Genomic DNA, 26,243 nt, shown 5'->3' with positions numbered 1-26,243 from the left:
GTCAGAATCAACGTTCAGCTTTCAATCAACATTCAAGATCAGCAGCTGCCGCTGGGCTGCTTCAAAGGGGACTTCCAACAAATGACGCTGGTGTAAACGTATACCGGCGGGCAGGTCGCGCAGTTCATCATCCGCCCCCGGGCCTTTCATGGCTAACCACTGGCCGKCGGCGCTGGGTAGCTKGCGGGTCAAGGTGACAAAATCGACCAAGCTGGCAAATGCTCGGGAAATCACCTGATCAAAAGCGGCGGCTTCAAACTGTTCCACCCGCGCCTGTACGGGAGTTACGTTTTCTAGCCCTAGCTCCATTACCGCCTGGCGCTGAAAGCGCACCTTTTTGCCATTGCTATCCAGCAGTGTCACATCAAGCTGGGGGGCTAATATCGCTAAAACGATGCCAGGAAGCCCGGGGCCCGCGCCTACATCCAGTAGCCGCGGTCCCTGGACATAGGGCAACACAGCGGCGCTATCCAACAGGTGGCGCGACACCATGTCATCCACCTCGCGTACCGCTGTGAGGTTATAAGCCCGGTTCCACTTGTGCAATAGTGCCAATAAGCCTAGCAGCTGTTCGCGTTGATGTTCGTCAACGACGATGGATAGCTGGCTAAGCCCTTGATCGAGCCGCGGCGCAACGCTTGCAGGTAACGTTTTCAACAGTGGGTTCAACGAACTCATCCGTTAACCACCTCTGCTGCGGCTACCAACCGGCGCTTTTTCAGATGCACCAGCAAAATAGAGACGGCCGCCGGGGTGACGCCTGAAATTCGCGCCGCATGGGCAAGCGTTTCTGGCCGCGCTTCAGCCAGCTTTTGGCGAATTTCGTTAGACAGACCTTCCACTTTTAAATAATCCAACTCCGCTGGCAGTGGCGTGGCTTCGTGGCGTTTGAGCTTGTCAATCTCATGTTGCTGGCGGTCAATATAGCCTTGGTACTTGGCCTGAATTTGCACCTGCTCAGCCACCGCGGGATCGGTAACCAGAGTACCCTCGATACCAGGCAGATTAGCTAAATCGCTATAGTTCAGCTCGGGCCGTTTAAGTAGATCACTCAGGCAATATTCTCGCGACAGCGGAGCACCGGTTTTTTCGGCTACTTGTTTAGCCGCCGGGCTGCCCGGCTGAATCCAAAGTGTGCTCAGCCTTGCGGTTTCTTGCTCAATGGCTTCGCGTTTTTGACTAAACGCGGCCCAGCGGGTGTCGTTAACCAGACCCAGTTCACGACCGGTTTCGGTCAAGCGCAAATCGGCGTTGTCTTCCCGTAGCAGCAAGCGGTACTCCGCACGGGAAGTAAACATGCGGTAAGGCTCTTTGGTACCCATGGTAATCAGGTCGTCGACTAGTACACCGAGATAGGCTTCATCGCGGCGGGGATACCAGGCGTCCAGCTCCTGGGCRCGGCGAGCGGCATTCAAGCCTGCTAGCAAACCTTGAGCACCGGCTTCTTCGTAGCCGGTAGTGCCGTTAATTTGACCGGCAAAAAACAGGTTGTGGATAAATTTGGTTTCCAACGAGTGTTTTAAGTCCCGTGGATCAAAAAAATCATACTCAATGGCGTAGCCAGGCCTTGTGATATGGGCGTTTTCCAGGCCTTTGATCGAACGCACCACCTGAATCTGTACGTCAAACGGCAGCGAGGTCGAAATACCGTTGGGATACAGCTCGTGGGTATCCAAGCCTTCGGGTTCGATAAACACCTGATGGCTGGATTTATCAGCAAAGCGATGAACCTTGTCTTCGATCGATGGGCAGTAACGCGGCCCAATACCTTCGATCACGCCAGAGTACATCGGCGAGCGATCAAGATTGGCCAGAATCAGATCGTGAGTCTGCTGATTGGTGTGGGCAATGTGGCAGCTCACCTGCTGCGGGTGCATTTCCCGTGACCCCAGGTAAGACATCACTGGCGTCGGGCTGTCACCGGGTTGCTCTTCCAGCTGAGAAAAATCCACTGTTTTGGCATCAATCCGCGGTGGAGTGCCGGTTTTCAGACGATCAACGCGAAATGGCAGTGCGCGTAGCCGTTCGGCCAGCGCATTGGAAGGCGGATCACCGGCGCGGCCGCCCTTGCTTTGATCCAAACCAATGTGGATTACGCCACCCAAAAACGTTCCTGTACACAGCACGACGCTTTCGGCATGAAAACGGATACCGGTTTCAGTGACGACTCCGCGGACGGTGTCGTTATCCACAATCAGATCGCCAGCGGCTTGCTGGAAAATCGTCAAGTTGGGCTGGTTTTCCAGCATTCCGCGGATCGCTGATTTATAGCGGATGCGATCAGCCTGGGCACGGGTGGCCCGAACCGCAGGCCCTTTGCTGGCATTGAGCACGCGAAACTGGATACCACCCAAGTCCGTGGCAAGCCCCATGGCGCCGCCCAGTGCATCAATTTCCTTGACCAAGTGACTTTTGCCGATGCCGCCAATGGCGGGATTACACGACATTTGGCCCAGGGTTTCGATGTTGTGGGTGAGCAGCAGGGTCTGACAGCCCATGCGAGCAGAGGCCAATGCGGCTTCAGTTCCCGCATGGCCACCGCCGATGACAATCACGTCAAAGCGGTCGGGGTAATTCAAGAGACACCTCGTCTTGTGCCTATTGGCACGGATGATGTGGCCAGTGCAGTCGATTCTAGACGCAGCCACCTTAGATCAATGAGGCGGCAAGTATAAACCCCCTGTGGGTAACCGTCAGGTTTTTCCACACCCCAAATCGCCAAACAGCCTCTATTAATAACAACATAAATATAAAATAAGAGAAGTTCTGTAAATGTTGTAACTACTAGTGTGGACAATTTCTGTGCATAAGCGATTAATCATTAATTATTTCATCAGCTTATATTGTTGACTTCTACATGCTTGAAGGCGGGAGTGCCTGGGCAGAAAGGGTGTTAAGCCTGTGGATGAAATAGCGCCTTATCCACCGATGTAATTGGCCACGGCTTATCCACCGGCCAGTACCTGGGTTGTTACCGCAGCTGTGAACAACCACCGTTGGGTGTGGAGCTAACGCTGAAAGATGCCCATGGTAGGCCTTGCGGAGATAAAAACGATCAATGTAAAAAAAAGTTTATCCACAGGCAAAAAAATGGCCTGTCGTGKCGACAGGCCGGTAAAAAAAGCGCTATTTCGCATTAGCGAACGAGTTATTTAGGTGCCAAGCGCAGGTCTACGCGAGGGAATTGAGTGATCACATCTAGTGTTTAAGCACCCTCGCAAGGAAGGATTGAGTACGTTCATGCTGCGGTGAATCAAACAGTTTTTCCGGGTGTCCCTGCTCGGTAATCTCGCCTTTATGGATAAAAATCACCCGGTCGGCAACCTCACGGGCAAAGCCCATTTCATGGGTCACAATCACCATGGTCATGCCCTCTTTGGCCAGTTCACGCATGGCATCGAGCACTTCACCGATCATTTCCGGGTCAAGCGCCGATGTGGGCTCGTCAAATAGCATCAGCCGGGGTTCCATGGCCAAGGCACGAGCGAGCGCCACACGCTGCTGCTGGCCGCCTGAGAGCTGGCTGGGGTACTTATCGGCCTGGTCGGCGATWCCCACCCGGTCAAGCAAACGTTTGGCATTGCTGACCGCGTCGTCACGGCTTAAACCGCGCACTTTCATCGGCGCCAGGGTGACGTTATCGATGACGCTGAGATGGGGAAAAAGATTGAACTGCTGAAATACCATGCCGACTTCGGTGCGGATAGTTTGCAGCGCTTGGGGGCTCTTGCCATGGGGCAGAAGCTCGTTGCTGTCGACCACCAAGCTACCCGATTGGAACTCTTCCAAGCCGTTAATACAGCGAATCAGCGTCGATTTTCCTGAGCCACTGGCACCTATAATCACCACCACTTCACCGGGCACTATTTCGAGGTCAATACTGTTGAGCACGTGCAGGCTGCCAAAGTGTTTATTGAGCTGCTGCATACGCACAATTGGTTGCGTTGTGTTGTTCATTGCGCGTGTCCTTATTGTCCGGCCAAACCTCTGATCTCAAGCTGGCGTAGGATGATGGATAGGGTCCAGGTGATCGCTAGATACATCAGCGCGACCATAAAGTAGACCTCAAGAGCCGTGAAGGTGGTGGCGATATAGATTTGCCCCTGGCGCACCAGTTCGCCGACGCCAATCACTGAGAATAAGGAGGTGTCTTTGATACTGATAATACCCTGGTTGCCGAGAGGTGGAATCATGCGCCGAAACGCCTGGGGCCAGATAACGTAGCGAAACGCCTGGGTGCGCGAGAGCCCCAGGGAGAGGGAAGCTTCACCTTGGCCGCGTTCAATGGACTGTACGCCGCCGCGGACGATTTCTGAGATGTAGGCGCCGGAGTTGACCGCAATGGCGGCAATACCGGCAACCAGAGCGTTAATTGGGCTACCTAAGAGCTGCGGTAAGCCGTAAAAGATAAACAGCACTTGCACCAGAATAGGTGTGCCGCGAAACACCTCAACGTAAACGATGGCTGGCCAGCGTAGCCAACGCAGACGGCTAATGCGTAACAGACCAAAGAATATGCCGATAAAAAAACCGATAGCCAAGCCGCCAAACGAAATAAGTAGCGTCCAGGGAATACCCGGCAGCAGGTAAGGGATAGACCCAAACGCCGCCGACCAATCAAACTGAAAATTGACGTCCACGCGTAGACTCCTGAAACAGCAAACAGCTGACAAAAAGTAGATAAGAAACGCAGCAGGGCCGGGGGTTGTGGCCACCCGGCCCTGTAACGGCGTTACGCTATTATTGAGTGTTTACACTCACTCTTCGCTAGGCGCTTCACCAAACCACTTGGTGTAGATCTCATCGTAAGTGCCGTCTTCCTTCATCGCAGCCAGTGCTTCGTTGGTGGGTTCTACCCACTCACTGCCCTTATGGAACACGATGCCATACTGCTGGCCTTCATACAGGGGCCCGACAACCTTAGTACGGCCTTCACCGCGGGTTTGCGAGAAATAGGAAACGTTGGGTGCGTCGTAGAGCACGGCGTCGACGTTGCGGCCTAACAGCGCCATGTACATATCAGCAGTGCCCGGGAAGGGGGTAATTTCTGCATCTTCGCCGAGTTCTTGCTGTAGGTAGTCATAGCTGGTGGAACCAATTTTGGTGCCGACGGCGAGGTCTTGAAGATCTTCTAGTGTTTCGACGCTGTCATTATCGGCGCGGACAATAATGCGCAGACCTGAATCGTAGTAGGGGTCAGAAAAATCGACAATTTCGGCACGCTCTTCGGTAATGGTGGTACCGGCGATGGCAATCTCTTGGCTGCCGGTTTGCACGGCGGGAATAATGCCGGAGAACTCCATGGTGGTGAGGTTGACTTCAAAACCTGCGCGTTCGGCGACTTCGTTAATGATATCCATATCGAAGCCGACCATTTCGCCGGTCTCCTGATCCATCATTTCAAACGGCACAAAGCTTGGGTCAGTGGCCACGTTCACCGATGGCGTCTGTGCCATGGCGGCAGTGGCGCTGCCCAATCCCAGTGCGAGAGCCAGCGTGGTTTTAGTAAGGCTGAGTGGTAGTACTACTTTCATAAGTTTCCCCGTGCTTTATGTGGCTAATGGCGGGTTACAAAGCGGTTTTTACCGTTTGATGCTCTTTATAAACCGTTATTTAAGCCGTTGTTGACCTATTAACCTTGGCGAGAAACCGTCAGGGCGTCAAGTCACGGGGAGCGCTGCGGGCCAACGCTGTTTAGACCATAAAGGAGGCGCCGCAGCCGCAGGTGGTGGTGGCATTGGGGTTTTGCACGCGAAAACGCGCGCCCGCCAGGCCCTCTTCGTAGTCGACGGTGGAACCTACTAAATATTGGTAAGAGAGCGGATCCACCACTAAGGCAGCGTTGCCGAACTCAATCACGGTGTCGTCGTCGGCGACGTTATCAGCAAAGTCGAAACCGTACTGAAAACCTGAACAGCCACCACCGGTCACGTAGACCCGTAATTTAAGGGATGGATTATTTTCTTCTGCAATCAGCGCATTAATACGTTTACGTGCGCTATCAGAGAGCAGTAGTGGGGTAGGAATAAAGGCTTCTGCACCGCTCATGGGTACCTCCCGCGAGCTTAAAGAACGAATAAATCGGCATTGGGGGGTGATTATGGGTAATTCCCAGCAAATTGGTCAACTATTGCTGGGAATTAGTTAGGAATGTCTAGGTTAACTACCGATCCCCTCGGTGGCGAGGACAGGTTTGCGCGAGGGCGCTGTGAACCCGTCCATGGGCGCTACTTTCGACATCTGACCGCCATGGATGGCGGAAATGCCGGGAACATTATTCCGGCCCTGGAAAAAGACCCTCGCTTCAACCTGTCCTCGCACCATGTGATTGGCTTAAGCACATCCTCCTAAGGCATCAGGGCCGGTGCAGTTAGGCCGGTGTTCTCGTCAAAACCGAACATCAGGTTGAGGTTTTGAATCGCCTGGCCGGAAGCGCCTTTGACTAGGTTATCAATCACCGATAGCACGACAACCGTGTTGCCATTGTTAGGTCGGTGCACTGCCAAGCGGCAGGTGTTGATGCCTTTGACACTGCGCGTTTCAGGGTGGCTTCCCGCAGGCATTACATCGACAAAGGGTTCGTTGGCATAGCGCTGCTCAAAGAGTGCCTGCAGATCACCGGGGTCAGCAGTTAGCTGGCCGTAAAGGGTGGAGTGAATACCGCGAATCATCGGCGTTAAGTGGGGCACAAAGGTTAAACCAACCGCAGATTGCTGGATATCCCTAAGCCCCTGGCTAATTTCCGGCAGGTGGCGGTGGCCCGAGGCGCCGTAGGCCTTCATCGACTCGCTGGCTTCGGCAAGCAGTGAACCCACTTTAGCGCCGCGGCCTGCGCCGGTAACGCCGGATTTACAGTCAGCAATGAGTTGGCTTGGGTCGATCAAACCCGCTTCCAGAAGCGGCAGGTAGCCCAACTGAACGCTGGTGGGGTAGCAACCGGGAACCGCAATTAAACGTGCGTTTTTGATTTTCTCCCGGTGCATTTCCGGCAGCCCGTAGACCGCCTCTTGCAACAATTCCGGGGCGCCATGGGCCTGACCGTACCAGCGGCTCCACTCGTCGGCATCGCGTAGCCGGAAGTCGGCCGATAGATCAATCACCCGAGTGCCATTTTCGAGTAGCTCCCCCGCCAGAGCGTGGGCAACGCCGTGGGGGGTGGCAAAAAATACCGCGTCCATGGCGCCTAGCTGTTTTGCATCCGGCTCGCTAAACGCCAGGGTGTCGTAATGGCCGCGTAGGTTGGGGTACATATCGCACACTTTGACGCCCGTTTCCGAGCGCGAGGTAATCATGGCGACGTTGACGTGGGGGTGTTGGGCGAGTAGCCGCAGTAATTCAACGCCGGTGTAACCGGTACCGCCAACAATGCCGACCTTAATCACAAATCACTCCTTGCGGGTTCCGCAGAACGGTTTTCACATTAGCTTCAGTTATTACAGCCTAAGCGGATTGCTGCGCGCTGTCGAAGCTTAGCGGTCTATGATACACAAGGGAGTGTAGAGATAAGAACACTAGAACTGATAACCAGGAAGGTCGCTGTGGCGCGTTTTTCCCGATCGGATTTTWCCTTAGAGAGTTTTCGTCGCCAGTTGGCCAACGTCGACGCCTTGCCGCAACTTTGTTTGCTGGGCCTTGTCTCGGGGATTATTACCGGTGCTGTGATGGTGGCGTTTCGACTACTGCTGGAAGCGGGCGCCGCCCTCTATATGACGAATGGTGACCCCGAGGCGTTTGAAAGTATGGCGCCTTGGCTGCGCGCGCTGCTACCCATATTGGCGGTTACGTTAGTGGGTGTACTGCTTTACCGGCAAAAACCGGCAGCGCGCAAGCTGGGGGTTGGCCATGTCATTGAGCGGCTGACCTACCATCAAGGCCGTTTTCCGTTACGCAACTGGCTAAATCAGTGGTGGGTTGGGGTGCTCGTGGTGCTAGGTGGTCTCTCCGCGGGTCGTGAAGGTCCGGCGATTCACTTGGGAGCAGCGGCGTCCAGCGGACTCGGCCAGCAAATGCGGTTACCTAATAATAGCCTGAGAGTTCTCGTGGCGTGCGGTACCGCAGCGGGCATTTCTGCCTCCTTTAATACGCCTATTGCGGGGGTGATCTTCGCCATGGAAGTGGTGATGATGGAGTACACCTTGATGAGCTTTATGCCTGTCATCTTGGCCTCGACCATGGGGGCGCTGGTGGCGCAGTTGGCCTACGGTAATGAACCTGCCTTCCGCATTCCTGAGATAGCGCTTGGCTCGCTTGTTAACTTGCCCTGGATTGTGGTCACAGGGCTGGTAATTGGCTTACTCGCCGGTCTGTTTATCCATATTTCACGCAGTCAGCGGATTATTCAGTGGCCGCTTTGGGTGCGGCTTGGATTAGTGGGCGTGGCAACGGGCGCGGTGGCCTGGTGGTTCCCTCAGATTCAAGGCATCGGCTATGACAGCGTGGCGGCGGCACTCAATAATCAGTTGGAAATTAAAGTACTGCTGGCGCTGATGATTGCCAAACTGCTGATTACCGCGTTGACCGTTGCCGGGGGCGTTCCCATCGGTATTATTGGCCCGGTACTGGTAGTGGGGGCTGCCACGGGCGCGCTGTTTGGTTTGCTGGGGGGGTGGCTTTGGCCAGCTAAAGCCGCCGACCCAGGTATATACGCAATGCTAGGTATGGCCGCGATGATGGGGGCGGTGCTACAAGCGCCTCTGGCTGCGCTAATGGCGCTTTTGGAGTTAACCCACACGCCGAGTATCATGCTGCCTGGAATGTTGGCGGTGGTGGTGGCGTGTTTGACCTCGCGTCAATTGACCGGCTGTGAAGGGTTTTTTATCAGCACGGTACGCTACGGGCTGCATCCGCTTCAACAACCGTTGATGCAGGCACTCTCACGGGTTTCGGTGCCGGCGGTGATGGAGCGGCAACTGGTGCGTACTGAGCGAATGATTACCCCTGAAAAGGCCCGGCAGCTACTCGAAACTAACCCTGTCTGGCTGGTGATTGAACGCTCGAGCGAACAAAAACCGGTGCTGGGGCTCAAAGCTGCTGAGTTGGCGCGCTGGCTGCTGGAACACGATGAGGCGCTAGAGGGAGAAGAGCCGCCTGCGGATGAGCTGATTGACCTACTGGAAATCCCTGGGCAGCGTTTGGAGCTGGCGCCGATTGGTTTACAGGCGACGCTTTCCGAAGCGTTTCTAAAACTTCAGGATGGCGCCCTGGGAGCGCTCTACGTTGTGCACGGTTATCGCCCGAAGCAGCGGCGTATTTCAGGTATTATCACCCGTGGCGCCATTGAGCGTTATTATCATTACACAGATCCCCGTAGCGCCGACCTTCCTGACAATGATCTGCAAGAGAATGATGCACGTGAGAAGGATTCATCACATTAAGGAGCGACAATGTATCTATGGGTGAAGGCTATTCACTTAATGGCCGTAGTGACCTGGTTTGCCGCGTTGTTCTATTTACCAAGGCTGTATGTGTATCACGCCACTGCGCGGGATAACGGCGACGAACAGGCCATTAGCTATTTCAAAACCATGGAGCGTAAGCTTTACCGTGGCATCATGACGCCGTCGATGATAGCGGTGCTTATTTTTGGTGGCTGGATGCTCTATCTGGTGCCCGAATGGTTTAGCCAGGGTTGGATGCACGCCAAGCTGGCGTTAGTGGTGTTGCTGATCGCCTATCATCACGTTTGTTTGATCTATTTGAAGCAGTTTGCCCAGGATCGCTGTACCAAAGGCCATGTGTTTTTCCGCTGGTTTAACGAAGCGCCGGTGATTGCGCTGGTGGCAATTATTCTGCTTGCCGTTGTGAAGCCCTTTTGATGCGCCAACCGCTTCCTCCCGTGGTGTTGGTACTTGCCGGGCATGACCCGACTGGTGGCGCAGGGTTAATTGCCGACAGTGAAGCCATTGCGGCCTGTGGTGGTTGGGCGGTAACAATTCCCACTGCGCTGACGGTACAGAATTGTCATAATGTGACCCGCGTGATTCCTGCTGAGCCGACCGCGATGCGCCAAATGGCCGAGGCAATTAGCGAGATGCAGATCGCGGCGATTAAGATTGGTCTACTCGCTGACGAAGATACTCTGCGCGCTGCGGAGCAAATCATTCGCCGTTTTCCAGGTATTCCCGTGGTGGCCGATCCGGTCTTTAAGGCCGGTGGCGGAACTGAGTTATCCACACCCGCTTTGCGTCAATTGTTTATTGATCGCTTGCTACCGCTTGTGGATATCTTAACCCCCAATCGCGCTGAGTTGGCCCAACTTACCCCCGATATCATTACTCCTTTTGATGATACCGCGCGCGCGGTGGTACTGATGTCACAGGGGTGCCAAGCAATCCTGGTAACCGCTACAGATGAGCCGCTGCCCGGTAACGATCAGCAGGTAGTGCACACCCTGCACTCGCCCGATACCACTCGCCAGTGGCAGTGGCCACGTTTGCCTGAACGCTTTCATGGTTCTGGCTGCACGCTGGCATCGGCGCTTACTGCACGTCTTGCAGTTGGTGAGCGCTTACCAACTGCTTGTGAGCAGGCGCAGCACTTTACTTGGCAAAGTTTGTCTCACGGCTTTCAACCGCCCAGTGGACAGTGTTTGCCGCATCGTTTATCACGGGCTGTCCGTTTTTAATCCTATCTTCTGTATGCCATTGACCGAGAGGATGCCATGACTACATCAGCTGAACTGTTTGATCTTGCCAGTCGCCATATACCGGGCGGGGTGAACTCACCTGTCCGAGCGTTTAAAGGGTTACACCGTCCGCCGGTCTTTATGGAGCGCGCCCAGGGTGCCTTTCTGTTTGACGTGGAAGGCAATCGTTACGTGGATTATGTCGGCTCCTGGGGGCCAATGATCACCGGGCATGCTGATCAGGACGTACTGGCAGCCGTGCGTGCGCGATTAGATAACGGCTTGTCTTTTGGTACCCCTACCGCTGTCGAAACCACCATGGCGGATTTGATCTGCGAGATGATCCCCTCCATGGATATGGTGCGCATGACCAGTTCTGGCACCGAAGCCACCATGTCGGCGATACGCCTGGCACGGGGTACCACCGGCCGGGATAAGATCGTTAAATTTGAAGGCAACTACCACGGCCACTCCGATTCATTGCTGGTAAAAGCGGGGTCTGGCGCCCTCACCCACGGCGAGCCCAGCTCACCGGGTGTACCCGCCTCGCTGGCTGAACACACCATTACCCTGTCGTTTAACGACCCTGAAGGGGTAGAAGCGTGTTTTAGCGAGATTGGCGATCAAATTGCCTGCATTATCGTTGAACCCGTTGCTGGCAATATGAACTGTATTCCGCCTCAGCCGGGCTTTTTGGAAACCCTGCGCCGGGTATGTAACGAGCACGGTAGCGTGCTGATTTTTGACGAAGTGATGACCGGTTTTCGCGTGGCATTGGGCGGTGCCCAGGCCCACTACGGCATAGTGCCCGACCTAACCTGCTTGGGAAAAATAGTTGGCGGTGGCATGCCCGTGGGCGCCTTCGGCGGCAAGCGCGAGATAATGCAAAATATTTCGCCCCTGGGACCGGTTTATCAAGCGGGCACATTGTCGGGTAATCCGCTGGCCATGGCGGCGGGTGTGGCGCTGCTGACCAAACTGCAGGTACCAGGCTTCCACGATGCGCTCACCCAGCGGGTTAACACCCTGTGTACGGGGCTTCAGGAGCGAGCCAATGCGGCACGGGTGCCGATGATGACGCAGTCGGCAGGTGGCATGTTTGGGCTCTTCTTTACTTCGCAAAGCCGTGTGGATAACTTTGCTCAAGCCACCGCCTGTAACCCGGATGCCTTCCGGCGCTTTTTTGGTGCGATGCTTGATCATGGCGTTTACTTGGCGCCTTCTGCCTACGAGGCAGGTTTTATGTCCAGCGCCCACACTCCAGAAGATATTCAGTTCACCCTGGACGCTGCAGAAAAAGCCTTTGCCGTTATGTAACGGCAAGTAACTAAAAGCCCGCTATACTGCAAGAGCCGCTCACCTTGAGCGGCTCTTATGTTAGAGAGCTACACTCATGACACGACCAACGGCTTGGCGATACGTGATCTGCGCAGCGGGGCTGCTAACCTGCTTCCCGCTGGCTGCACAGTCGCCTCAGGAGCAGGACATGACTCAGATCCACATCACTATGAGCGGTTCACCGGGCGCTGAGTTTTCCGCCCACTGGCGGATTACCCACGAAGGAGAAACCACCGAGCACGTTGAAGAGAGCGGAACAGTACCTGCTGAGTACACCTTTACTGGCACGGAGCTGGAAGGCACGGTAAAACTGTTAAGTGATGATGAGCGGCTGGAAGTCGATATTCAAAAAGGCAGTAACCGGTCGCGTTCATCGACTCAGGGGGCAGGGGGAACACTGACGTTGATGATTCGTTAATTTTTTGCTCTCTTTCAGCAATAAAAAACCGCCCCCGTTGGGGCGGTTTGCTTGTACTCAGTGAGTTACCACTGAGTGGAGATAGCAGAGTTGCCGTTGCCATATTGCAGATGTGTTGCTGATGCGGCACTCGCATTTTGACGGATAGTAGATACGTTCTCCATACCATACTGACCCACAGTAGCCACATGGCCATCGTCTTCTTGATAAATGTAAGATGCGCTTAGGTCAGCATTGAGCTGGATTACATTCGCCTCGTTGTCATATCCGTTTTGGCTTACTAAACTCCAGGTTTCATCGGTGCTAAATGCTTGGTAAACATCAGCTGAGTTGCCATCACCAGTTTGCTCAATGATAGAGTCGCTGAAATTGGAGTTCTTTACTTGCAGCACTTTAGCGCTATTGTTATGGCCTTCTTGAGAAATATAAGAATCATTTAACTCCCCTCTTAATTGGGTGACAGATGCATCATTGCCAGTACCAATTTGGTAAACAATTGATTCATGCTGTGCACCGGTTTGGTATACCGACGAAGTGTTATCATCACCCACCTGTCCAACACGTGAGTATTGTTGGCTACCGCCTTGGGTAGTTTCAGCTGCGTTATCATTACCAGCTTGAACGATTAATGAGGTACGTGTCTGATCACGGTCAAACCCATTTAATCCAGAGCGAATATCCAATTGCGCATCGAACACGGGCTCAGTCGTAGTGTTCGCATTAGGCGTTGTAGTTGAGTCTTGGTAGTCTCGTGGATCAGCAGAAGCTGAGAACGCGCTGACTAGAGCAATGGCGGCAGCGATAGTAGTAATTTGAGTTTTCATGGTGTTTCCCCTTGGTTTCGATCTACTTGCTTTGGTTTTAACTGAGAAGCTGGATGCGACTCAGTTGGTATCGATAGTGACCGGCCGCGCATAGCCCGAATAATTTTGTTGTTCGACACTTATGCTGCGAAGGCCACTGCCCGATTGAGAAAGAGCAATATCACTATTTTGTCCAAATTGAGTTACTTGCGCTTTAATTTCAAATTGGCCGCCAGTTTGACTTATATTCGCGACGTGATTTGAACCTACCTGTTTCACTAAACCAATGTTAGCGCCATTATTTTGAGAAATACTGGCTTGATTGTTATATCCATTTTGATAGATATAGGCGATGTTACCCATTTGATAACTCGCTGAGCGAGACTGTGTAACATTAGCTTGGTTGTCATTGCCATTTTGACTAATAATGCTAACGTTACTTTTTAATAGATTGTTATGGTATGTACCTGCTGCATATTGAGTTATTCGTGCGTTTTCTTCAGACAAACGTGTAAAGTCATTACCAGCGGCTAATAAGGTGGAAGCGTTGGTTAAAGAAATAGCGGCCACTAACGCAGTAAAATAGATTCGCATGTGCTTATGGTAACTGAACGTTTTCATATTTTGCCTTTTGAAACTTTTCGTATCAGTTTGTATTCATGCGTTGAGTTTGGCTTGTTTTTAGAAATTAACCATAGCGAATTTTTTTGAGATGACTATTGTTTTTTTAACAATTATTAAAACAATAATAACTATTAAAATCGCCATAAGAGAATTAGTTTTTTAGTCACTTTAGGTATTGCTTACGTATGCAACGGCCACTTTTAATGTGGCCGTTGTTACTTTTTTATATAAGAAATATTAAAGCATGGGTGTTGGGGAATTTAGGTAGTCATTAAGTACAGTATCTTGAATATTCGTACCTGGTGCGAGGTTCCACAGTCGGTTTTCAACGCCTCTGGCGATAAGATGAATAACCGCCGACTCAATCGCTGACATGACCGCCAACTGTACAGGCTCATTCGTGGTAAGACCTACTTCGGCCTCTAGCAAACGACGAAAATCAATAAAACGATAGACACCCGCTCGCATCTCTTTCGAGTAGATCGTTTTCGTTGTGGTTACGTTAGCCAGTACTTCGCCGGTGGATATTTCAACCGCGCGTAAATTGACCGTTACCTGGTCAACTTGGTACTGCCCTGAAGCACCAATACCAAAATACTCAGCGCCAGCGCCGCCAGTGCGCACGTTGGATTCGTAGGCGATAATACCGCCTTCCAGCATCACCGAGGCAGCACGCAGCGATGGCAACGTATCGGGCTGGCCAAAGCGTTCAAATTCAGCGCGTATAATGCGTCTTTCGGTAAGCAGGTTTTGTAAACCGACACGCTCAAGCGGTATAAACCAGCCTGAATCCGCCAGCGCACCGGTCAGCATTGCTGCCGCACCTTGGGTGACAGCGGTTGAAAAAGTACTTGCAGGCGCAGGGCGGTATTGGCCTGTTTGATCGCGAAAGTCATAAACAGACACAAAAATTTGCCCAGCTGTGGGGGGGAGTGAAATTAAATCTTGGTAGGTAGCTCCACGGGGGGTAAGCGTTGCGTCTGCACCTTCTAAATTTTCCGATGTAGCGMCCATGCCGGCGCAGCCGCTTAGTAAACTAGCGACGATAAGTGATGCGATAATTTTCATGGTGTTCCCCTGAGATGACGAAAAATATTTTGTGAGTTATTTTTTTGTTTTAAGGGTTGAACAGGCCACCCACGCTTATTTCGGTTACATCCCCTGTTAACTTATCGACTACCCTCACTACTAATTGTCCGCCATTGTCGCTAACCACCACGCCGAACTCATCACTATCAAAMCTTCCTTCGCTAACATCGCCCGAACTGACATCCGCTATTAATTGAGAGATGAGCCGACTCTCTAAACTTTGTAGTAATCTTTCGGTAGCGGAAGTGGGCGTTGCTCGGCTATTTCTGGAATCGGTATTTGTATCCTGCGCTTGAGCTTTGCCTAATAGATAGCTGCCCACAAAGGGATCACCCCCAAACGATGGGTTCAGTGGCTTGTATATCAAATCACCCGCTTGAACTGTTGCGGATAGCACCAAGGCCAATCCCATTACGACTAAGCCATTTCTGTTTATGGGTTGCATTAGAAAATCTCCTCTTTTCCCAAGTCTTTGTCGGAAGACACCGCTGCGGATATTTGCCGTTCAATCAGTGCTCTTTCGACGGTCTGCACGGCTTCCCCAGCCGCCCTATCGGCTTCATTTATTCTTGGGGAGAGCTGTGTGCGGAAATACATACGATTGCCTTCCATTACCCATATTTGGCTACCCCAGCGGGCATCTGGGCGCTCTTTAATGGTGATGGTGGCATTGCCAATAATCAGGTTATCCATCGCCCGTTGGCTAAAGGCACGATAAAAGGTTTTACCGGCCATGGTGATCGTGCGGTCTACCATGACGCCAGTCAGCTCACTTCCCCCGTTAGCGTTGCCGCGCACTTCAGGCCCATCAGGGCTTGAGAGCTGATTAATCGCGTCGATGGCCGCTTGTTCGTTAGCGGGCAACGCTTCGTCCGAAGGAACTGGCTCGTTGGCCAGTACTAAAGACGACATGATCCACATCGCTATGGTTAAAGAGCCGATGGTCAAACGGCGTATTGATGGCATGACAGCTACCCTTGCGTTTTGGCTTTAACGGTGGCGTTGCAGGCTACGCGCGGTTTCAATATTGGGCAGAATTGGCCCCAAGTTTTGATGAATCCAGTTGAGGGCCTGAATGCGGTTGTGGACGTTAATTTTGCGAAAAATGTTGTAAAGGTGAGACTTAACGGTGTGTTCACTAACAAACAGCTTTTCGGCAATTTGTTGATTAGAAGAGCCTGCACTAAGCAGTGAAATAATCTCCATCTCCCTGTTAGTCAGTCCACAGGCTGGGCGGAAAGCATTACTTTGGTATTTGCGATAAAACAGAATCAAACGCGCCATTAAATCTCGTGACATCCACAGCTCCCCTTCAAGCAGCGAGTGGATGCCTTTACAAATTACCTCAAGGCTTTCATTGCGATAAAAAACGCCTTTTAACTGAGCGCACGAAAGTGCTTCAAGGGCGTGATCCATATCATGAATATTGAAGGCCGCTAGGGGAGTTTTAGTTAACGTGTCGGGTAACTTATCTTGCCACTCTGGCAGTGCATCAATGCCAATATGATCGCTGTCAATGAGAATCAGCAAGTTGCCCGATGCGGAAATAGGTAACGCTGTATGAGGAGAATGGATACTAATTTGACAGCCGGTGTGTTTGTTCAAGTACTCAGCGAACAACTGAACCTGGGGACTTTTTTCGGTAACGACATACACCGTTCCGGTAGACTTTTCCTGCGACATTGGGTGGCCCTCGTGGAAAGAAAGAGTGAGCAGGTAACCACTGAAGTGTTGACCATAAGATACGTTTCGTAAAGTTTTGTTATTAAATATATGGTAAAAATATTTTTCATCCCTTCAAAATTTTCATTAATATTAAAAATATTGTTATTTAACAAATGTTTATTGTTATTTAAGTAATAAATTAATTACCTAATCATTAGATACGTTATGTAACATTTTGATGGCTTTTGATACCAGCAGTGAGCGCGTAAACTGCAGCTCTACTGTTTGGAGTGCGTACTATGGCCGCCGTCAATACCCTTGTTCTTGCCAGTGGCAACACAGGAAAATTAAGAGAATTCAACCAATTACTTTCACCTTTGGGGTTCGATGTGCGCCCACAGGCAGATTTTGGCGTCACTGATGTGGAAGAAACGGGGCTCACCTTCGTTGAAAATGCGCTATTAAAAGCGCGTGAAGCGAGTCGCGTCAGTGGATTACCGGCATTAGCTGACGATTCTGGGCTTGAAGTGGACGCACTGAACGGAGCGCCCGGTATCTATTCCGCTCGGTATGGCGGTGAGCCCAGAAGCGATGAGAAAAACAATCAGACGCTGTTAGCCGCATTAAGCGACTGTGCTGAGGGGCAACGTAGTGGCCGTTACTGGTGCGTGCTGGTTTATTTGCGCCACCCGAAAGATCCGGTGCCGGTCATTGTGCAACGCAGTTGGGAAGGCGAGATTCTAGCTCATCCTCGGGGTAAGGAGGGATTTGGCTATGATCCGCTTTTTTGGTTACCCGATCAGGGCATGAGCGTTGCCGAGCTACCCAGCGAAAGTAAAAATCGCCTTAGCCATCGTGGACGTGCGCTGCAAGGCTTGGTGGAGCTACTGAAGGKGGCACATGGCTGATACGCTGCCGCCGCTATCTCTCTATATCCACACGCCGTGGTGTGTACGTAAATGCCCGTACTGTGATTTCAATTCTCATGAGCCGGGGACGCACGGTTTTACGCCACGGGATTTACCTGAAGCCGCTTATCTTGATGCGTTGTTACAAGACCTGGATGGAGATCTTGCCTTATCGGCTGGGCGAGAAATCCAGACTATCTTTATAGGCGGTGGGACACCTAGCTTGCTCTCGCCCGCGTTTTATGACCAATTATTGAAAGCGATCAAAGCCCGGTTACCCTTTGCGAATGATATAGAAATTACCTTAGAAGCGAATCCAGGTACCACTGAGCAAGCGCGTTTTATTGGTTACCGCAACGCGGGCATTAACCGTCTCTCTTTGGGGATTCAAAGTTTTCAGCCTGCACAGCTGCATGCCCTGGGGCGTATTCATAGCGGAGATGAAGCGATCACTGCGGTAGCGCAAGCACGCCAGGCGGGATTTACCAATATCAACATTGACCTTATGCACGGTTTGCCCGGCCAAACGCCTCAGTTAGCGATGGATGATATTGCCCAAGCGCTGGCATTAGCGCCTGAACACCTCTCTTGGTATCAGTTGACCCTTGAGCCGAATACGGCCTTTCACTCCCACCCACCCACGTTGCCTGAAGAAGAGGCACTTTGGGATATCCAGGACAATGGTCATCAACTCCTGGAAGATGCCGGGTTCATGCGTTATGAAATTTCGGCTTACGCCCGTGTTGATCATCAGAGTAGGCATAACCTTAACTACTGGCAGTTTGGTGACTACCTGGGGATTGGCGCTGGTGCCCATGGCAAGCTTAGCCGTATTGACTCAAATGGGGAGTGGCACATTGAACGGCGCTGGAAAACTCGCCAGCCAGACGCCTATCTAAAGCGCGTAGATGATCTGCGTGGCTTTATAGCCGGTAAACAGCCGATAAAATCGGATGAGCTACCGTTGGAGTTTGCCATGAACGCTTTACGGCTCACCGACGGGGTGTCGCTTGAGACATGGAGTGCTAACTCCGGTGAAGCGCCTGCAATGTTACTCACGCATTTACAATCTGCCGAGAAAAAAGGACTTTTGATGCAAATGCCTGAAAAACTGCGTGCATCGCCTCAAGGTCTATTATTCTTGAATGAGTTGCTAGCTTTGATCAGCGATGATTGACCAGCAATCTACAGAAATTCTTTTTTCTGAAATAACAGACTTGAACCATCAAGCTTGACGACTTACAAGGAGTGAGTGATGCGTATTTCTCGACTACTGACACCGTTGGCGGCTGCTATTCTACTGGCCGGTTGCGCTACATCGGATCCTTACGGTGGCCAAACGCAGCGCTCTAGCACCGCTATGGGCACCGGGATTGGTGCCGCCGTGGGGGCTGCTGCAGGTGCTCTGTCTGGTGATGGCAGCACCAGCCGCCGTGACCGTGCACTAATTGGTGCTGCCGTGGGCGCAGCAGCGGGTGCTGGCATTGGTGTCTATATGGATCGCCAAGAGCAGCAACTGCGAGACAACCTGCAAGGTTCACGCATTGAAATTGACCGCCGTGGCGACGATATTGTGCTCAACATGCCCAGCGGCGTGACCTTTGGCTTTGATTCTGCCGATCTTACCAGCGAAGCACGCAGCTCTCTTAACGAAGTCGCTAATGTACTCACCGAGTACCAAGACACTCGCGTCAATATTGCCGGCCACACCGATAGCACCGGGGATGCGAGCTATAACCAGCGATTGTCTGAGCGTCGTGCTCAATCCGTGGGTAACTACTTAACCCAAAATGGAGTTTCATCTTCGCGACTTAACACCTCTGGGTATGGCGCCACTCAGCCAGTCGCCAGCAACGATAATGAACAGGGACGCGCTCAGAACCGCCGGGTAGAAATTACCCTAACCCCCACTGGCAATGGCCAAGGTTAAGATTCGCGCTAAAGCTAACTAATCTGGCTATTGCTGCTCAAAGCCCGCTATGCTCATGTAGCGGGCTTTTTTTCATTCATTTGCCGATGAGTTTCCATGCTGTCTTATCAACATGCTTATCATGCCGGTAATTTTGCCGATGTACATAAACATCTAACGCTTTACGCGGTGATTGATTACTTATTACGTAAAAAAACAGCTATTACATATGTCGATACTCATGCGGGGCGAGGCCTCTATCCTCTGAATGCTCAAGAGACTCAGCGCTTGCAAGAGTATCGACAGGGTGTATGGCCGCTCTGGCAAGCCCACACGGGGTTTAGTGACGGGCTGCTAAGCGGGTGGCAAGCAGTGCTAACAAGCGCTCAACCTACGCCAGAGACACTGACCCACTACCCAGGGTCTCCCTGGTGGCTCAGTCATTCATTGCGTGAGCAGGATCATCTGCGGCTATTTGAACTGCATCCCGGTGAGCATGAGCAGCTAAGTGGTCAAGGGTTATCGCCTCAAGCGCAGCGCGTGTTTGGCGATGGGCTGATGGGGCTAATGGGGATGCTGCCCGTTACATCGCCGCGGCTATGTGTCCTGATCGACCCCAGTTACGAGCGGAAAGTGGAGTATCAGGAAGTTGCCGAGACAGTGGCTTATACGCTGGAGAAAGCGCGCCACGGAGTGGTATTGATTTGGTATCCGCTGTTGCCAGCCGGCCATCATCACACCTTATTAACCAGCCTCAAAGAGAGCGGAATACGTAAGATATGGCGCAGCGAGTTGCTGTTGCGTGAACCTGGAGAGCAGGCTCACGGCATGTTCGGTAGCGGTATGCTGGTGGTTAATCCGCCATGGGGGTTGGATCAACGTTTGGCAACTGCGATGGCGGAGATTTGTCCACTGCTTGGCGCCGATAGCCGCTACCAGGCGGATTGGTGGGTGGGGGAGTAGAGAGATATTGAGCCGCTCTATTATTTACCGATACAAAAACTGCCAAAGATCTCACCCAATAAATCATCGGCACTGAATTCGCCGGTGATCTCGCCTAAAGCCTGTTGTGCGTCGCGTAAATCCTCCGCGAGCAGTTCGCCCGCGCCATAGCCGTCGAGCTGAGCACGACCGGTATCAAGGGCTGCCATGGCGCGATCTAGGGCGTCCAGATGCCGTCGGCGGGCTGAGAAGCGGCCCTCAGTGGTGGTGGCAAAGCCCATCACGTCTTTCAGGTGAGTTTTTAAGTTATCCACACCCACCCCGGTTTTGGCGGATAAGCGTAGCGTTGGCGGAGTTGTGGATAAATCAATGCCCGCCGGTTCGGCACTGGTATCGATTTTATTCCGCACCAGGGTTAAACGTGCCTGGTCAGGCAAGCGAGCAACGAACTCTGGCCAGATGGCCATCGGGTCGGTGGAGGCAGTGGTGCTGGCATCTACCAGTAGCAGTACCCGATCGGCTTTCTCTATCTCGGCCCATGCCCGGGCGACACCTATTTTCTCAACTGCATCGGGCGTATCGCGCAGCCCAGCAGTATCGATAATATGCAGCGGCATACCGTCGATATGGATATGTTCGCGGAGTACATCCCGGGTCGTGCCAGCGATATCCGTGACAATGGCGGTATCTTGTTCGGTCAGCGCATTAAGCAGGCTCGACTTACCCGCATTAGGTCTTCCTGCGATGACCACGCTCATCCCTTCACGAAGCAGTGCGCCTTGGCCTGCGGCCTGGCGTACGTCACTCAGCGCTTGCTGGACGCTGCTTAAATGCTGAGCCACATGGCCGTCGGCTAGAAAGTCGATCTCCTCTTCGGGGAAGTCGATTGCCGCTTCTACGTAGACGCGTAGTTCGATCAGCCGCTCCACCAGCGCAGAGACGCGCTTCGAGAATTCGCCCTGTAATGAGCGTACGGCGTTTTCTGCTGCTGAGCGTGAGGTGGCATCGATGAGATCGGCAATTGCTTCCGCCTGGGCCAGGTCGAGCTTATCGTTTAAAAACGCCCGCTCGGAAAACTCCCCTGGCCGTGCCAAACGGGCACCCAGAGCCACACAGCGCTCCAGCAGCATGTCCATGATAATCGGGCCGCCATGCCCCTGGAGTTCCAGTACGTCTTCACCGGTAAACGAGTGAGGGCCATTAAAGAACAGCGCGATACCTTCATCAATGCTGCCTTCAGTGCCCTGAAAAGGGCCGTAGTGAGCGAATCGCGGGTTAGGGCAGTGCCCAACCATGGCTTCAGCGATCTCGCGGCAGGCAGGGCCTGAAACGCGTATAATGCCTACCCCGCCGCGCCCAGGAGGGGTTGCCAGTGCCGTAATGGTGTCAGGGGTGTAAAGGCGTTCGGCCATGGTGAATCTCTTTGTTAATTGGCTGAAGTATCAGTTGAATAGTCGTCATAGTGTGAGTTTGTCGACCTTAAAACGCCAGACCCCCGCACAGGGCGGGGGTCTGAAGGTGTTACTCAAACGGCGGACTTATTTGGTTTTCATGCCTTTGCCGATGCTTGGGTCGTTTTCGATTTTGCGCGTAATGTAGTACTGCTGCGCCACCGAAATGATGTTGTTAACCACCCAGTAGATAACCAGACCCGCTGGGAACCACAGGAAGAAGAACGTAAAGATGATGGGTAGCATCTTCATGATCTTCGCCTGCATAGGATCGGGAGGCGKCGGGTTGAGCATCTGCTGAACGAACATCGAAATGCCCATCAGAATCGGCAGAATGAAGTAGGGATCCTTCACCGATAGATCCTGAATCCAGAAAATAAACGGTGCGTGGCGAAGTTCAACCGACTCCAGCAGCATCCAGTAGAGCGCGATGAAAACGGGCATCTGGATCACAATAGGCAAACAGCCCCCCAGTGGATTAATCTTCTCCTTCTGGTAGAACTTCATCATCTCTTGGGACATTTTTTGCCGATCGTCGCCATACATCTCTTTCAGGCGCTGCATTTCCGGGCCGAGTTTACGCATCCGACCCATGGATTTGTAAGCTTTGGCGGAAAGCGGGAAAAGCACCGTCTTGACCAGTACGGTCAATAGGACAATCGACCAACCCCAGTTGCCGACGATTTCATGGATGTGATCCAGCAGCCAAAACAGCGGGTTAGCAATGAACCATAACCAACCGTAATCAACGGTTAAGCGCAGATTGGGAGCGACCTGCTCCAGGTAATCCTGCACTTTTGGCCCCATATAGAGGGTAGCGCCCAGCGTCGCTTCACTATCGGCTGCAACCGTACTTGTGGGGCCAGCAAAGGCGACGACGTTACGGTTACTGGAGTCTGTGGTGACGTAGTAAAGATTTTGTTGATCCTGCTGGGGCGCCCACGCTGACACAAAGTAGTGTTGAATAATCGCTATCCAGCCACCTTGTGCTTCACGATTTTCAAAGTTGCTACCTTGAATATCTTCAAAGTCGATCTTCTCATAGCGCGCATCAGGCGTTGAGTAAGCGGCGCCCAAATAGGATTTCATCCCCATCGAGACACCGCTTGACGGATCAGGGCTATTGTCGCGTGCCAMCTGGCCAATAAAGCGCGCGCTGACGGGTGCGTCGGTATTATTGGCCAGGTAGTGATTGACGTTGACCGCATAGCTACCGCGCTCAAAAGTAAGCCGTTTAATGACCTCTACGCCGTTAACATCGGCGGTTAGGTCAACGCTTAGCTCGTCATCATTATCGCCTAAACGATACTCGGAGTTTTCTGGCGTAAAGGTGATACGACTGGCTTGACCGTCGAGCTGGAGGCCGGAACGAGCCACGTAGCTGCGGCTGCTATTATCGGACAGCAGGACATAGTTACGGTCTGAATCGAGGGATAGTTTGTGCTGCGGTAACGCTGCATAAACAATATCGCCCCCGTGTGGATCAATGCGTACATCGAGAACATCGGTTGTAACCGCAATGAAGTCGCGGCTTGACGTCTCGCTTTCGGTATCAGGGATACCTTCATCAACGGCGTTTTGCGGTGATGACGTGCTCGGAACCGCTAAGCCGCCCTCTTGATCTTCACCATTGCTAGGAGACGCTGAATTGCTGCGKTGGGTTGTTTCAGGCACTGAATCGTAATTCGGTTGCCCGTAATCCTGATTCCACTGGACGACTAGCAAGTAGGCGAGTACGGCTAGTGGAATCAGTAATAAAAGTCGTTTTACGTCCATGAGGGTTCTGCCCGCTGGGTGGTGAACATGCTAATGGCGCAGTGTCATTTACTCGACTCTTGACACACGAAAGCCTGCCAGTTGGCAGGCCGAGGTCGAGCGGCGAGAGGTGCACCAAAGGTCACGTGTCACGCTTAGGCGTTGGTGCTGCGATCACCGCCTGTGCGTCACGCTGAAGTCGCTTCCACATGCCGTATAACTGGCGATGCAAGGTGTCGTTGTCGATATCCTGAACGCCGCGTCGAGCAAGCACCACTATATCCACAGAGGGTAAGTGATGTTGACGAAGGCGAACGGATTCTCGAACCAGACGCTTGAAACGGTTGCGATCTACGGCGCGTTTAACATTTTTTTTGCTGACCACCAGTCCAAGGCGGGGATGTCCCCGAGTACTCAAGCGGACTAACGCCATCATACCTTTGCCATGCACTTTCAGGTCGGCTTGCTCAAACACGTGACTAAAATCCCCAGCATTTAGTAACCGTAATTGCCGGGGAAAGCCTTGCTGCGGCACACGCAATCCGAGATCAGGCGCTCAGACGCTTGCGGCCCTTGGCACGGCGACGTGCGAGGACGGCGCGACCGTTTTTGGTTGCCATACGAGCACGGAAGCCATGCGCGCGCTTGCGCTTGAGAACGCTAGGTTGAAAAGTGCGTTTCATAACTCGTTATTCCCACGTGGTTTAGGACGGAAAGTGAATTCCAAAAAGCCCGGTCCAGTGAGGAACTAGCCGGGGAGATTCAATTCAAGACCGGAAATTGTAGAGACTTCCTCTGCTGGGTGCAATTTTTCCTTGCATAAAAAGCCTTATCACACCACCTACAGCTTGTTCGATACAGCCAGGGTAGCCATCAATGAAGTCACTATTATTACTAATAGGTAGTTCTAAACCTGTTGTTATTAATAGTGGGGATACTATTTGTGGATAAGTAGTTTTATTGATGATTTTTCAATAGGATATAACAATAAAAAATCTGTGTGTAAGTCCCGTATAAGCGGTCAACAAGGTGTTGGTTAGATGTGATTAAGCGTTGTGTAAGGTGTATTTTTAACGATTATCCCCATCCCTCCACAAGGTTTTCCCATAGGCTCATTGCAAGTTGTCCACAGGCCAATATTGAGGGTGAAACCCGTGTGGATAACCGCGGCTTTGGGCGCTACAATGGTCGGCCGTTTTCAACCGATGGTGAGATGAGTGTCACTGACGCTTTGGCAACAGTGCCTGGACAACCTGCAGGATGAGCTGAATTCACAGCAGTTCAATACCTGGATACGCCCGCTGCAGGCAGAAGAAGGAGAGTCCAACGAGCTGCGCTTATTGGCGCCGAATCKCTTTGTGCGCGATTGGGTGAGCGATAAGTATGCCAAGCGGATTAGTGAGCTGATGCGTGAACTCGCACCGGCCAAGCCACCTAAAGTCAGCCTGACGGTGGGAAGTCGCCGCTTGGCAACCCAGGCCCCTCAGCACCGTGATTTGGGCAATCCTGTATCGGCTTCACCTTCGCGACCAGCATCGCCTGCGGTACACACACCGCCACGCGGTGATATTGCCGATGAGCGCGAAATAGATAGGCTGCGCGATGAGGCGCCGAGTCGGCGTAATAACGAACGTCAGGTACAGGTAGAGGGTAGCTTGAAGCATGGCAGTGGGCTAAACCCTAATTTTACTTTCGATACGTTCGTGGAAGGTAAATCGAACCAATTGGCCCGGGCTGCCTCCCGCCAGGTCTCTGAAAACCCTGGCGGCGCCTATAACCCTTTGTTTTTATACGGTGGTGTAGGTCTTGGTAAAACCCACTTAATGCATGCGGTAGGGAATGCTTTGGCAACTCGGCGTGAAAATGCCCGGGTGGTGTACTTGCATTCAGAGCGGTTTGTCGCCGATATGGTCAAAGCGCTACAGCTTAATGCGATAAACGATTTTAAGCGTTTTTATCGTAGTGTCGACGCGTTACTCATTGATGATATTCAGTTCTTTGCTGGAAAAGAGCGTTCGCAAGAAGAGTTTTTTCATACGTTCAATGCGCTCTTGGAGGGGGGGCAACAAATGATCCTCACCTCTGATCGCTATCCAAAAGAGATCAGTGGGGTAGAGGAGCGTCTTAAATCACGCTTTGGTTGGGGCCTCACGGTAGCGATTGAACCGCCGGAGCTTGAAACCCGCGTGGCTATCTTGATGAAAAAGGCCGACCAAGCTAAGGTCGATTTACCTCACGACGCGGCGTTCTTTATTGCTCAGAAAATTCGCTCCAACGTGCGCGAATTGGAAGGCGCATTGAAAAAAGTCATCGCTGATTCGCACTTCATGGGTAAAACCATTACCCAAGACTTTATTCGTGAATCGCTGAAAGACCTGTTAGCGCTTCAGGATAAGCAGGTAGGGGTTGATAATATTCAGCGCACGGTGGCCGAATATTACAAGATCAAGGTGGCGGATCTGCTTTCCAAGCGCCGCTCACGCTCAGTTGCTCGGCCTCGTCAGGTGGCGATGGCGCTTGCTAAGGAGCTAACCAATCACAGCTTGCCGGAGATTGGCGATGCCTTTGGCGGACGTGACCATACAACGGTCTTGCACGCTTGCCGAAAAGTGAAATCATTGCAGGAAGAGAGCGCGGATATTCGTGAGGACTACAAGAATTTACTGCGCCTGTTGACCAGTTAATCATCCCATGGAACGGGCCTGTTACGCGCAGGT

At 52.4% G+C, this 26,243-nt stretch carries 27 protein-coding genes; 10 read left to right on the top strand and 17 right to left on the bottom strand.

Features of this window, described 5'->3' with window-relative positions; genetic code table 11:
• Positions 1–21: 21 nt before the first annotated feature.
• From rsmG to argC, 7 genes are all read right to left on the bottom strand, one after another.
• Positions 22–678, bottom strand: a complete 657-nt coding sequence (gene rsmG, locus HALO_RS22765) for a 16S rRNA (guanine(527)-N(7))-methyltransferase RsmG (RefSeq protein WP_050714079.1) — start codon at positions 676–678, stop codon at positions 22–24.
• On the bottom strand, positions 675–2,579 hold the full coding sequence (gene mnmG, locus HALO_RS22760; protein ID WP_035582382.1) for a tRNA uridine-5-carboxymethylaminomethyl(34) synthesis enzyme MnmG: 1,905 nt from the start codon (positions 2,577–2,579) through the stop codon (positions 675–677). The genes rsmG and mnmG overlap by 4 nt, the downstream gene beginning before the upstream one ends.
• A gap of 619 nt (positions 2,580–3,198) precedes the next feature.
• Positions 3,199–3,957: an amino acid ABC transporter ATP-binding protein gene (locus tag HALO_RS22755; protein ID WP_035582386.1), complete on the bottom strand. Its 759-nt coding sequence runs from the start codon at positions 3,955–3,957 to the stop codon at positions 3,199–3,201.
• An 11-nt stretch (positions 3,958–3,968) separates the two neighbouring features.
• A complete protein-coding gene (locus HALO_RS22750) occupies positions 3,969–4,640 on the bottom strand; it encodes an amino acid ABC transporter permease (RefSeq protein ID WP_035582387.1) in 672 nt (223 codons plus the stop codon).
• A 117-nt stretch (positions 4,641–4,757) separates the two neighbouring features.
• The gene (locus HALO_RS22745; RefSeq protein ID WP_035582390.1) at positions 4,758–5,534 is read right to left on the bottom strand and encodes a transporter substrate-binding domain-containing protein; all 777 of its coding nucleotides are present in this window, start codon (positions 5,532–5,534) and stop codon (positions 4,758–4,760) included.
• A gap of 160 nt (positions 5,535–5,694) precedes the next feature.
• Positions 5,695–6,048, bottom strand: coding sequence for an iron-sulfur cluster insertion protein ErpA (erpA, locus tag HALO_RS22740; RefSeq protein WP_035582391.1), 354 nt, complete (start codon positions 6,046–6,048; stop codon positions 5,695–5,697).
• Positions 6,049–6,347: 299 nt separating this feature from the next.
• On the bottom strand, positions 6,348–7,382 hold the full coding sequence (gene argC, locus HALO_RS22735; protein WP_035582393.1) for an N-acetyl-gamma-glutamyl-phosphate reductase: 1,035 nt from the start codon (positions 7,380–7,382) through the stop codon (positions 6,348–6,350).
• A 156-nt stretch (positions 7,383–7,538) separates the two neighbouring features.
• Here argC and HALO_RS22730 point away from each other — a divergent pair, with 156 nt between their 5' ends.
• From HALO_RS22730 to HALO_RS22710, 5 genes are all read left to right on the top strand, one after another.
• Complete coding sequence (locus HALO_RS22730; RefSeq protein WP_050714078.1) at positions 7,539–9,374, top strand: chloride channel protein; 1,836 nt, start codon at positions 7,539–7,541, stop codon at positions 9,372–9,374.
• Positions 9,375–9,383: 9 nt separating this feature from the next.
• Entirely contained in the window at positions 9,384–9,815 is a 432-nt protein-coding gene (gene hemJ, locus HALO_RS22725; RefSeq protein WP_022521043.1) for a protoporphyrinogen oxidase HemJ, read from the top strand.
• Positions 9,815–10,624 carry a bifunctional hydroxymethylpyrimidine kinase/phosphomethylpyrimidine kinase gene (gene thiD / locus HALO_RS22720; RefSeq protein ID WP_035582397.1) on the top strand — a complete coding sequence of 270 codons (810 nt, stop codon included), beginning with the start codon at positions 9,815–9,817 and terminating at the stop codon, positions 10,622–10,624. The genes hemJ and thiD overlap by 1 nt, the downstream gene beginning before the upstream one ends.
• A gap of 36 nt (positions 10,625–10,660) precedes the next feature.
• Positions 10,661–11,941 carry a glutamate-1-semialdehyde 2,1-aminomutase gene (gene hemL, locus HALO_RS22715; protein ID WP_035582399.1) on the top strand — a complete coding sequence of 427 codons (1,281 nt, stop codon included), beginning with the start codon at positions 10,661–10,663 and terminating at the stop codon, positions 11,939–11,941.
• 76 nt (positions 11,942–12,017) lie between these two features.
• Positions 12,018–12,380 carry a hypothetical protein gene (locus HALO_RS22710; RefSeq protein WP_050714077.1) on the top strand — a complete coding sequence of 121 codons (363 nt, stop codon included), beginning with the start codon at positions 12,018–12,020 and terminating at the stop codon, positions 12,378–12,380.
• Positions 12,381–12,445: 65 nt separating this feature from the next.
• On the opposite strand, the gene HALO_RS22705 is transcribed toward HALO_RS22710, so the two are convergent.
• The 6 genes from HALO_RS22705 to HALO_RS22680 form a co-directional block, all read right to left on the bottom strand.
• Positions 12,446–13,204 (bottom strand): hypothetical protein, encoded by a 759-nt coding sequence (locus tag HALO_RS22705; protein WP_035582400.1) that lies wholly within the window; start codon positions 13,202–13,204, stop codon positions 12,446–12,448.
• A 60-nt stretch (positions 13,205–13,264) separates the two neighbouring features.
• Positions 13,265–13,804, bottom strand: a complete 540-nt coding sequence (locus tag HALO_RS22700) for a hypothetical protein (protein ID WP_152561146.1) — start codon at positions 13,802–13,804, stop codon at positions 13,265–13,267.
• A 240-nt stretch (positions 13,805–14,044) separates the two neighbouring features.
• Complete coding sequence (locus HALO_RS22695) at positions 14,045–14,875, bottom strand: CsgG/HfaB family protein (RefSeq protein WP_050714076.1); 831 nt, start codon at positions 14,873–14,875, stop codon at positions 14,045–14,047.
• A 49-nt stretch (positions 14,876–14,924) separates the two neighbouring features.
• On the bottom strand, positions 14,925–15,341 hold the full coding sequence (locus HALO_RS22690) for a curli assembly protein CsgF (protein ID WP_050714075.1): 417 nt from the start codon (positions 15,339–15,341) through the stop codon (positions 14,925–14,927).
• On the bottom strand, positions 15,341–15,862 hold the full coding sequence (locus tag HALO_RS22685; RefSeq protein ID WP_035582405.1) for a CsgE family curli-type amyloid fiber assembly protein: 522 nt from the start codon (positions 15,860–15,862) through the stop codon (positions 15,341–15,343). Before HALO_RS22685 ends, HALO_RS22690 begins: the two co-directional genes overlap by 1 nt.
• A 24-nt stretch (positions 15,863–15,886) precedes the next feature.
• Positions 15,887–16,579: a response regulator transcription factor gene (locus tag HALO_RS22680; protein WP_027958498.1), complete on the bottom strand. Its 693-nt coding sequence runs from the start codon at positions 16,577–16,579 to the stop codon at positions 15,887–15,889.
• A gap of 281 nt (positions 16,580–16,860) precedes the next feature.
• Here HALO_RS22680 and rdgB point away from each other — a divergent pair, with 281 nt between their 5' ends.
• The 4 genes from rdgB to HALO_RS22660 all read left to right on the top strand — a co-directional run bounded on the left by rdgB (position 16,861) and on the right by HALO_RS22660 (position 20,341).
• A complete protein-coding gene (gene rdgB, locus HALO_RS22675) occupies positions 16,861–17,469 on the top strand; it encodes an RdgB/HAM1 family non-canonical purine NTP pyrophosphatase (protein ID WP_050714074.1) in 609 nt (202 codons plus the stop codon).
• Complete coding sequence (hemW, locus tag HALO_RS22670; RefSeq protein ID WP_035582407.1) at positions 17,462–18,646, top strand: radical SAM family heme chaperone HemW; 1,185 nt, start codon at positions 17,462–17,464, stop codon at positions 18,644–18,646. Before rdgB ends, hemW begins: the two co-directional genes overlap by 8 nt.
• 78 nt (positions 18,647–18,724) lie before the next feature.
• Complete coding sequence (locus HALO_RS22665; protein WP_035582409.1) at positions 18,725–19,399, top strand: OmpA family protein; 675 nt, start codon at positions 18,725–18,727, stop codon at positions 19,397–19,399.
• Positions 19,400–19,495: 96 nt separating this feature from the next.
• A complete protein-coding gene (locus HALO_RS22660; protein WP_035582412.1) occupies positions 19,496–20,341 on the top strand; it encodes a 23S rRNA (adenine(2030)-N(6))-methyltransferase RlmJ in 846 nt (281 codons plus the stop codon).
• Positions 20,342–20,361: 20 nt separating this feature from the next.
• Here HALO_RS22660 and mnmE read toward each other — a convergent pair whose 3' ends face one another.
• The 4 genes from mnmE to rpmH form a co-directional block, all read right to left on the bottom strand.
• Entirely contained in the window at positions 20,362–21,732 is a 1,371-nt protein-coding gene (gene mnmE, locus HALO_RS22655) for a tRNA uridine-5-carboxymethylaminomethyl(34) synthesis GTPase MnmE (protein ID WP_035582414.1), read from the bottom strand.
• A gap of 126 nt (positions 21,733–21,858) precedes the next feature.
• Positions 21,859–23,547, bottom strand: a complete 1,689-nt coding sequence (gene yidC, locus HALO_RS22650) for a membrane protein insertase YidC (RefSeq protein ID WP_050714073.1) — start codon at positions 23,545–23,547, stop codon at positions 21,859–21,861.
• Positions 23,548–23,668: 121 nt separating this feature from the next.
• Entirely contained in the window at positions 23,669–24,061 is a 393-nt protein-coding gene (rnpA, locus tag HALO_RS22645; RefSeq protein ID WP_081899120.1) for a ribonuclease P protein component, read from the bottom strand.
• 13 nt (positions 24,062–24,074) lie between these two features.
• Entirely contained in the window at positions 24,075–24,209 is a 135-nt protein-coding gene (gene rpmH, locus HALO_RS22640) for a 50S ribosomal protein L34 (protein WP_008959105.1), read from the bottom strand.
• A gap of 534 nt (positions 24,210–24,743) precedes the next feature.
• Here rpmH and dnaA point away from each other — a divergent pair.
• Positions 24,744–26,210 carry a chromosomal replication initiator protein DnaA gene (dnaA, locus tag HALO_RS22635; RefSeq protein ID WP_050714072.1) on the top strand — a complete coding sequence of 489 codons (1,467 nt, stop codon included), beginning with the start codon at positions 24,744–24,746 and terminating at the stop codon, positions 26,208–26,210.
• Positions 26,211–26,243 lie beyond the last annotated feature (33 nt).

The sequence above is a fragment of the Halomonas sp. R57-5 genome (genome assembly GCF_900070345.1).
Lineage (GTDB): Bacteria > Pseudomonadota > Gammaproteobacteria > Pseudomonadales > Halomonadaceae > Vreelandella > Vreelandella ventosae_B.
Note: the sequence above shows the minus strand (reverse complement) of the source record. Positions and strands in the feature narration are given on the sequence as shown.

Excerpts from the sequence above, each read along its gene's own strand:
- HALO_RS22745 (WP_035582390.1), bottom strand. The coding sequence starts at position 5,534 with ATGAAAGTAGTACTACCACTCAGCCTTACTAAAACCACGCTGGCTCTC.
- erpA (WP_035582391.1), bottom strand. The coding sequence starts at position 6,048 with ATGAGCGGTGCAGAAGCCTTTATTCCTACCCCACTACTGCTCTCTGAT.
- hemJ (WP_022521043.1), top strand. The coding sequence starts at position 9,384 with ATGTATCTATGGGTGAAGGCTATTCACTTAATGGCCGTAGTGACCTGG.
- thiD (WP_035582397.1), top strand. The coding sequence starts at position 9,815 with ATGCGCCAACCGCTTCCTCCCGTGGTGTTGGTACTTGCCGGGCATGAC.
- hemL (WP_035582399.1), top strand. The coding sequence starts at position 10,661 with ATGACTACATCAGCTGAACTGTTTGATCTTGCCAGTCGCCATATACCG.
- HALO_RS22710 (WP_050714077.1), top strand. The coding sequence starts at position 12,018 with ATGACACGACCAACGGCTTGGCGATACGTGATCTGCGCAGCGGGGCTG.
- HALO_RS22705 (WP_035582400.1), bottom strand. The coding sequence starts at position 13,204 with ATGAAAACTCAAATTACTACTATCGCTGCCGCCATTGCTCTAGTCAGC.
- HALO_RS22700 (WP_152561146.1), bottom strand. The coding sequence starts at position 13,804 with ATGAAAACGTTCAGTTACCATAAGCACATGCGAATCTATTTTACTGCG.
- HALO_RS22685 (WP_035582405.1), bottom strand. The coding sequence starts at position 15,862 with ATGCCATCAATACGCCGTTTGACCATCGGCTCTTTAACCATAGCGATG.
- HALO_RS22680 (WP_027958498.1), bottom strand. The coding sequence starts at position 16,579 with ATGTCGCAGGAAAAGTCTACCGGAACGGTGTATGTCGTTACCGAAAAA.
- hemW (WP_035582407.1), top strand. The coding sequence starts at position 17,462 with ATGGCTGATACGCTGCCGCCGCTATCTCTCTATATCCACACGCCGTGG.
- HALO_RS22665 (WP_035582409.1), top strand. The coding sequence starts at position 18,725 with ATGCGTATTTCTCGACTACTGACACCGTTGGCGGCTGCTATTCTACTG.
- HALO_RS22660 (WP_035582412.1), top strand. The coding sequence starts at position 19,496 with ATGCTGTCTTATCAACATGCTTATCATGCCGGTAATTTTGCCGATGTA.
- mnmE (WP_035582414.1), bottom strand. The coding sequence starts at position 21,732 with ATGGCCGAACGCCTTTACACCCCTGACACCATTACGGCACTGGCAACC.
- rpmH (WP_008959105.1), bottom strand. The coding sequence starts at position 24,209 with ATGAAACGCACTTTTCAACCTAGCGTTCTCAAGCGCAAGCGCGCGCAT.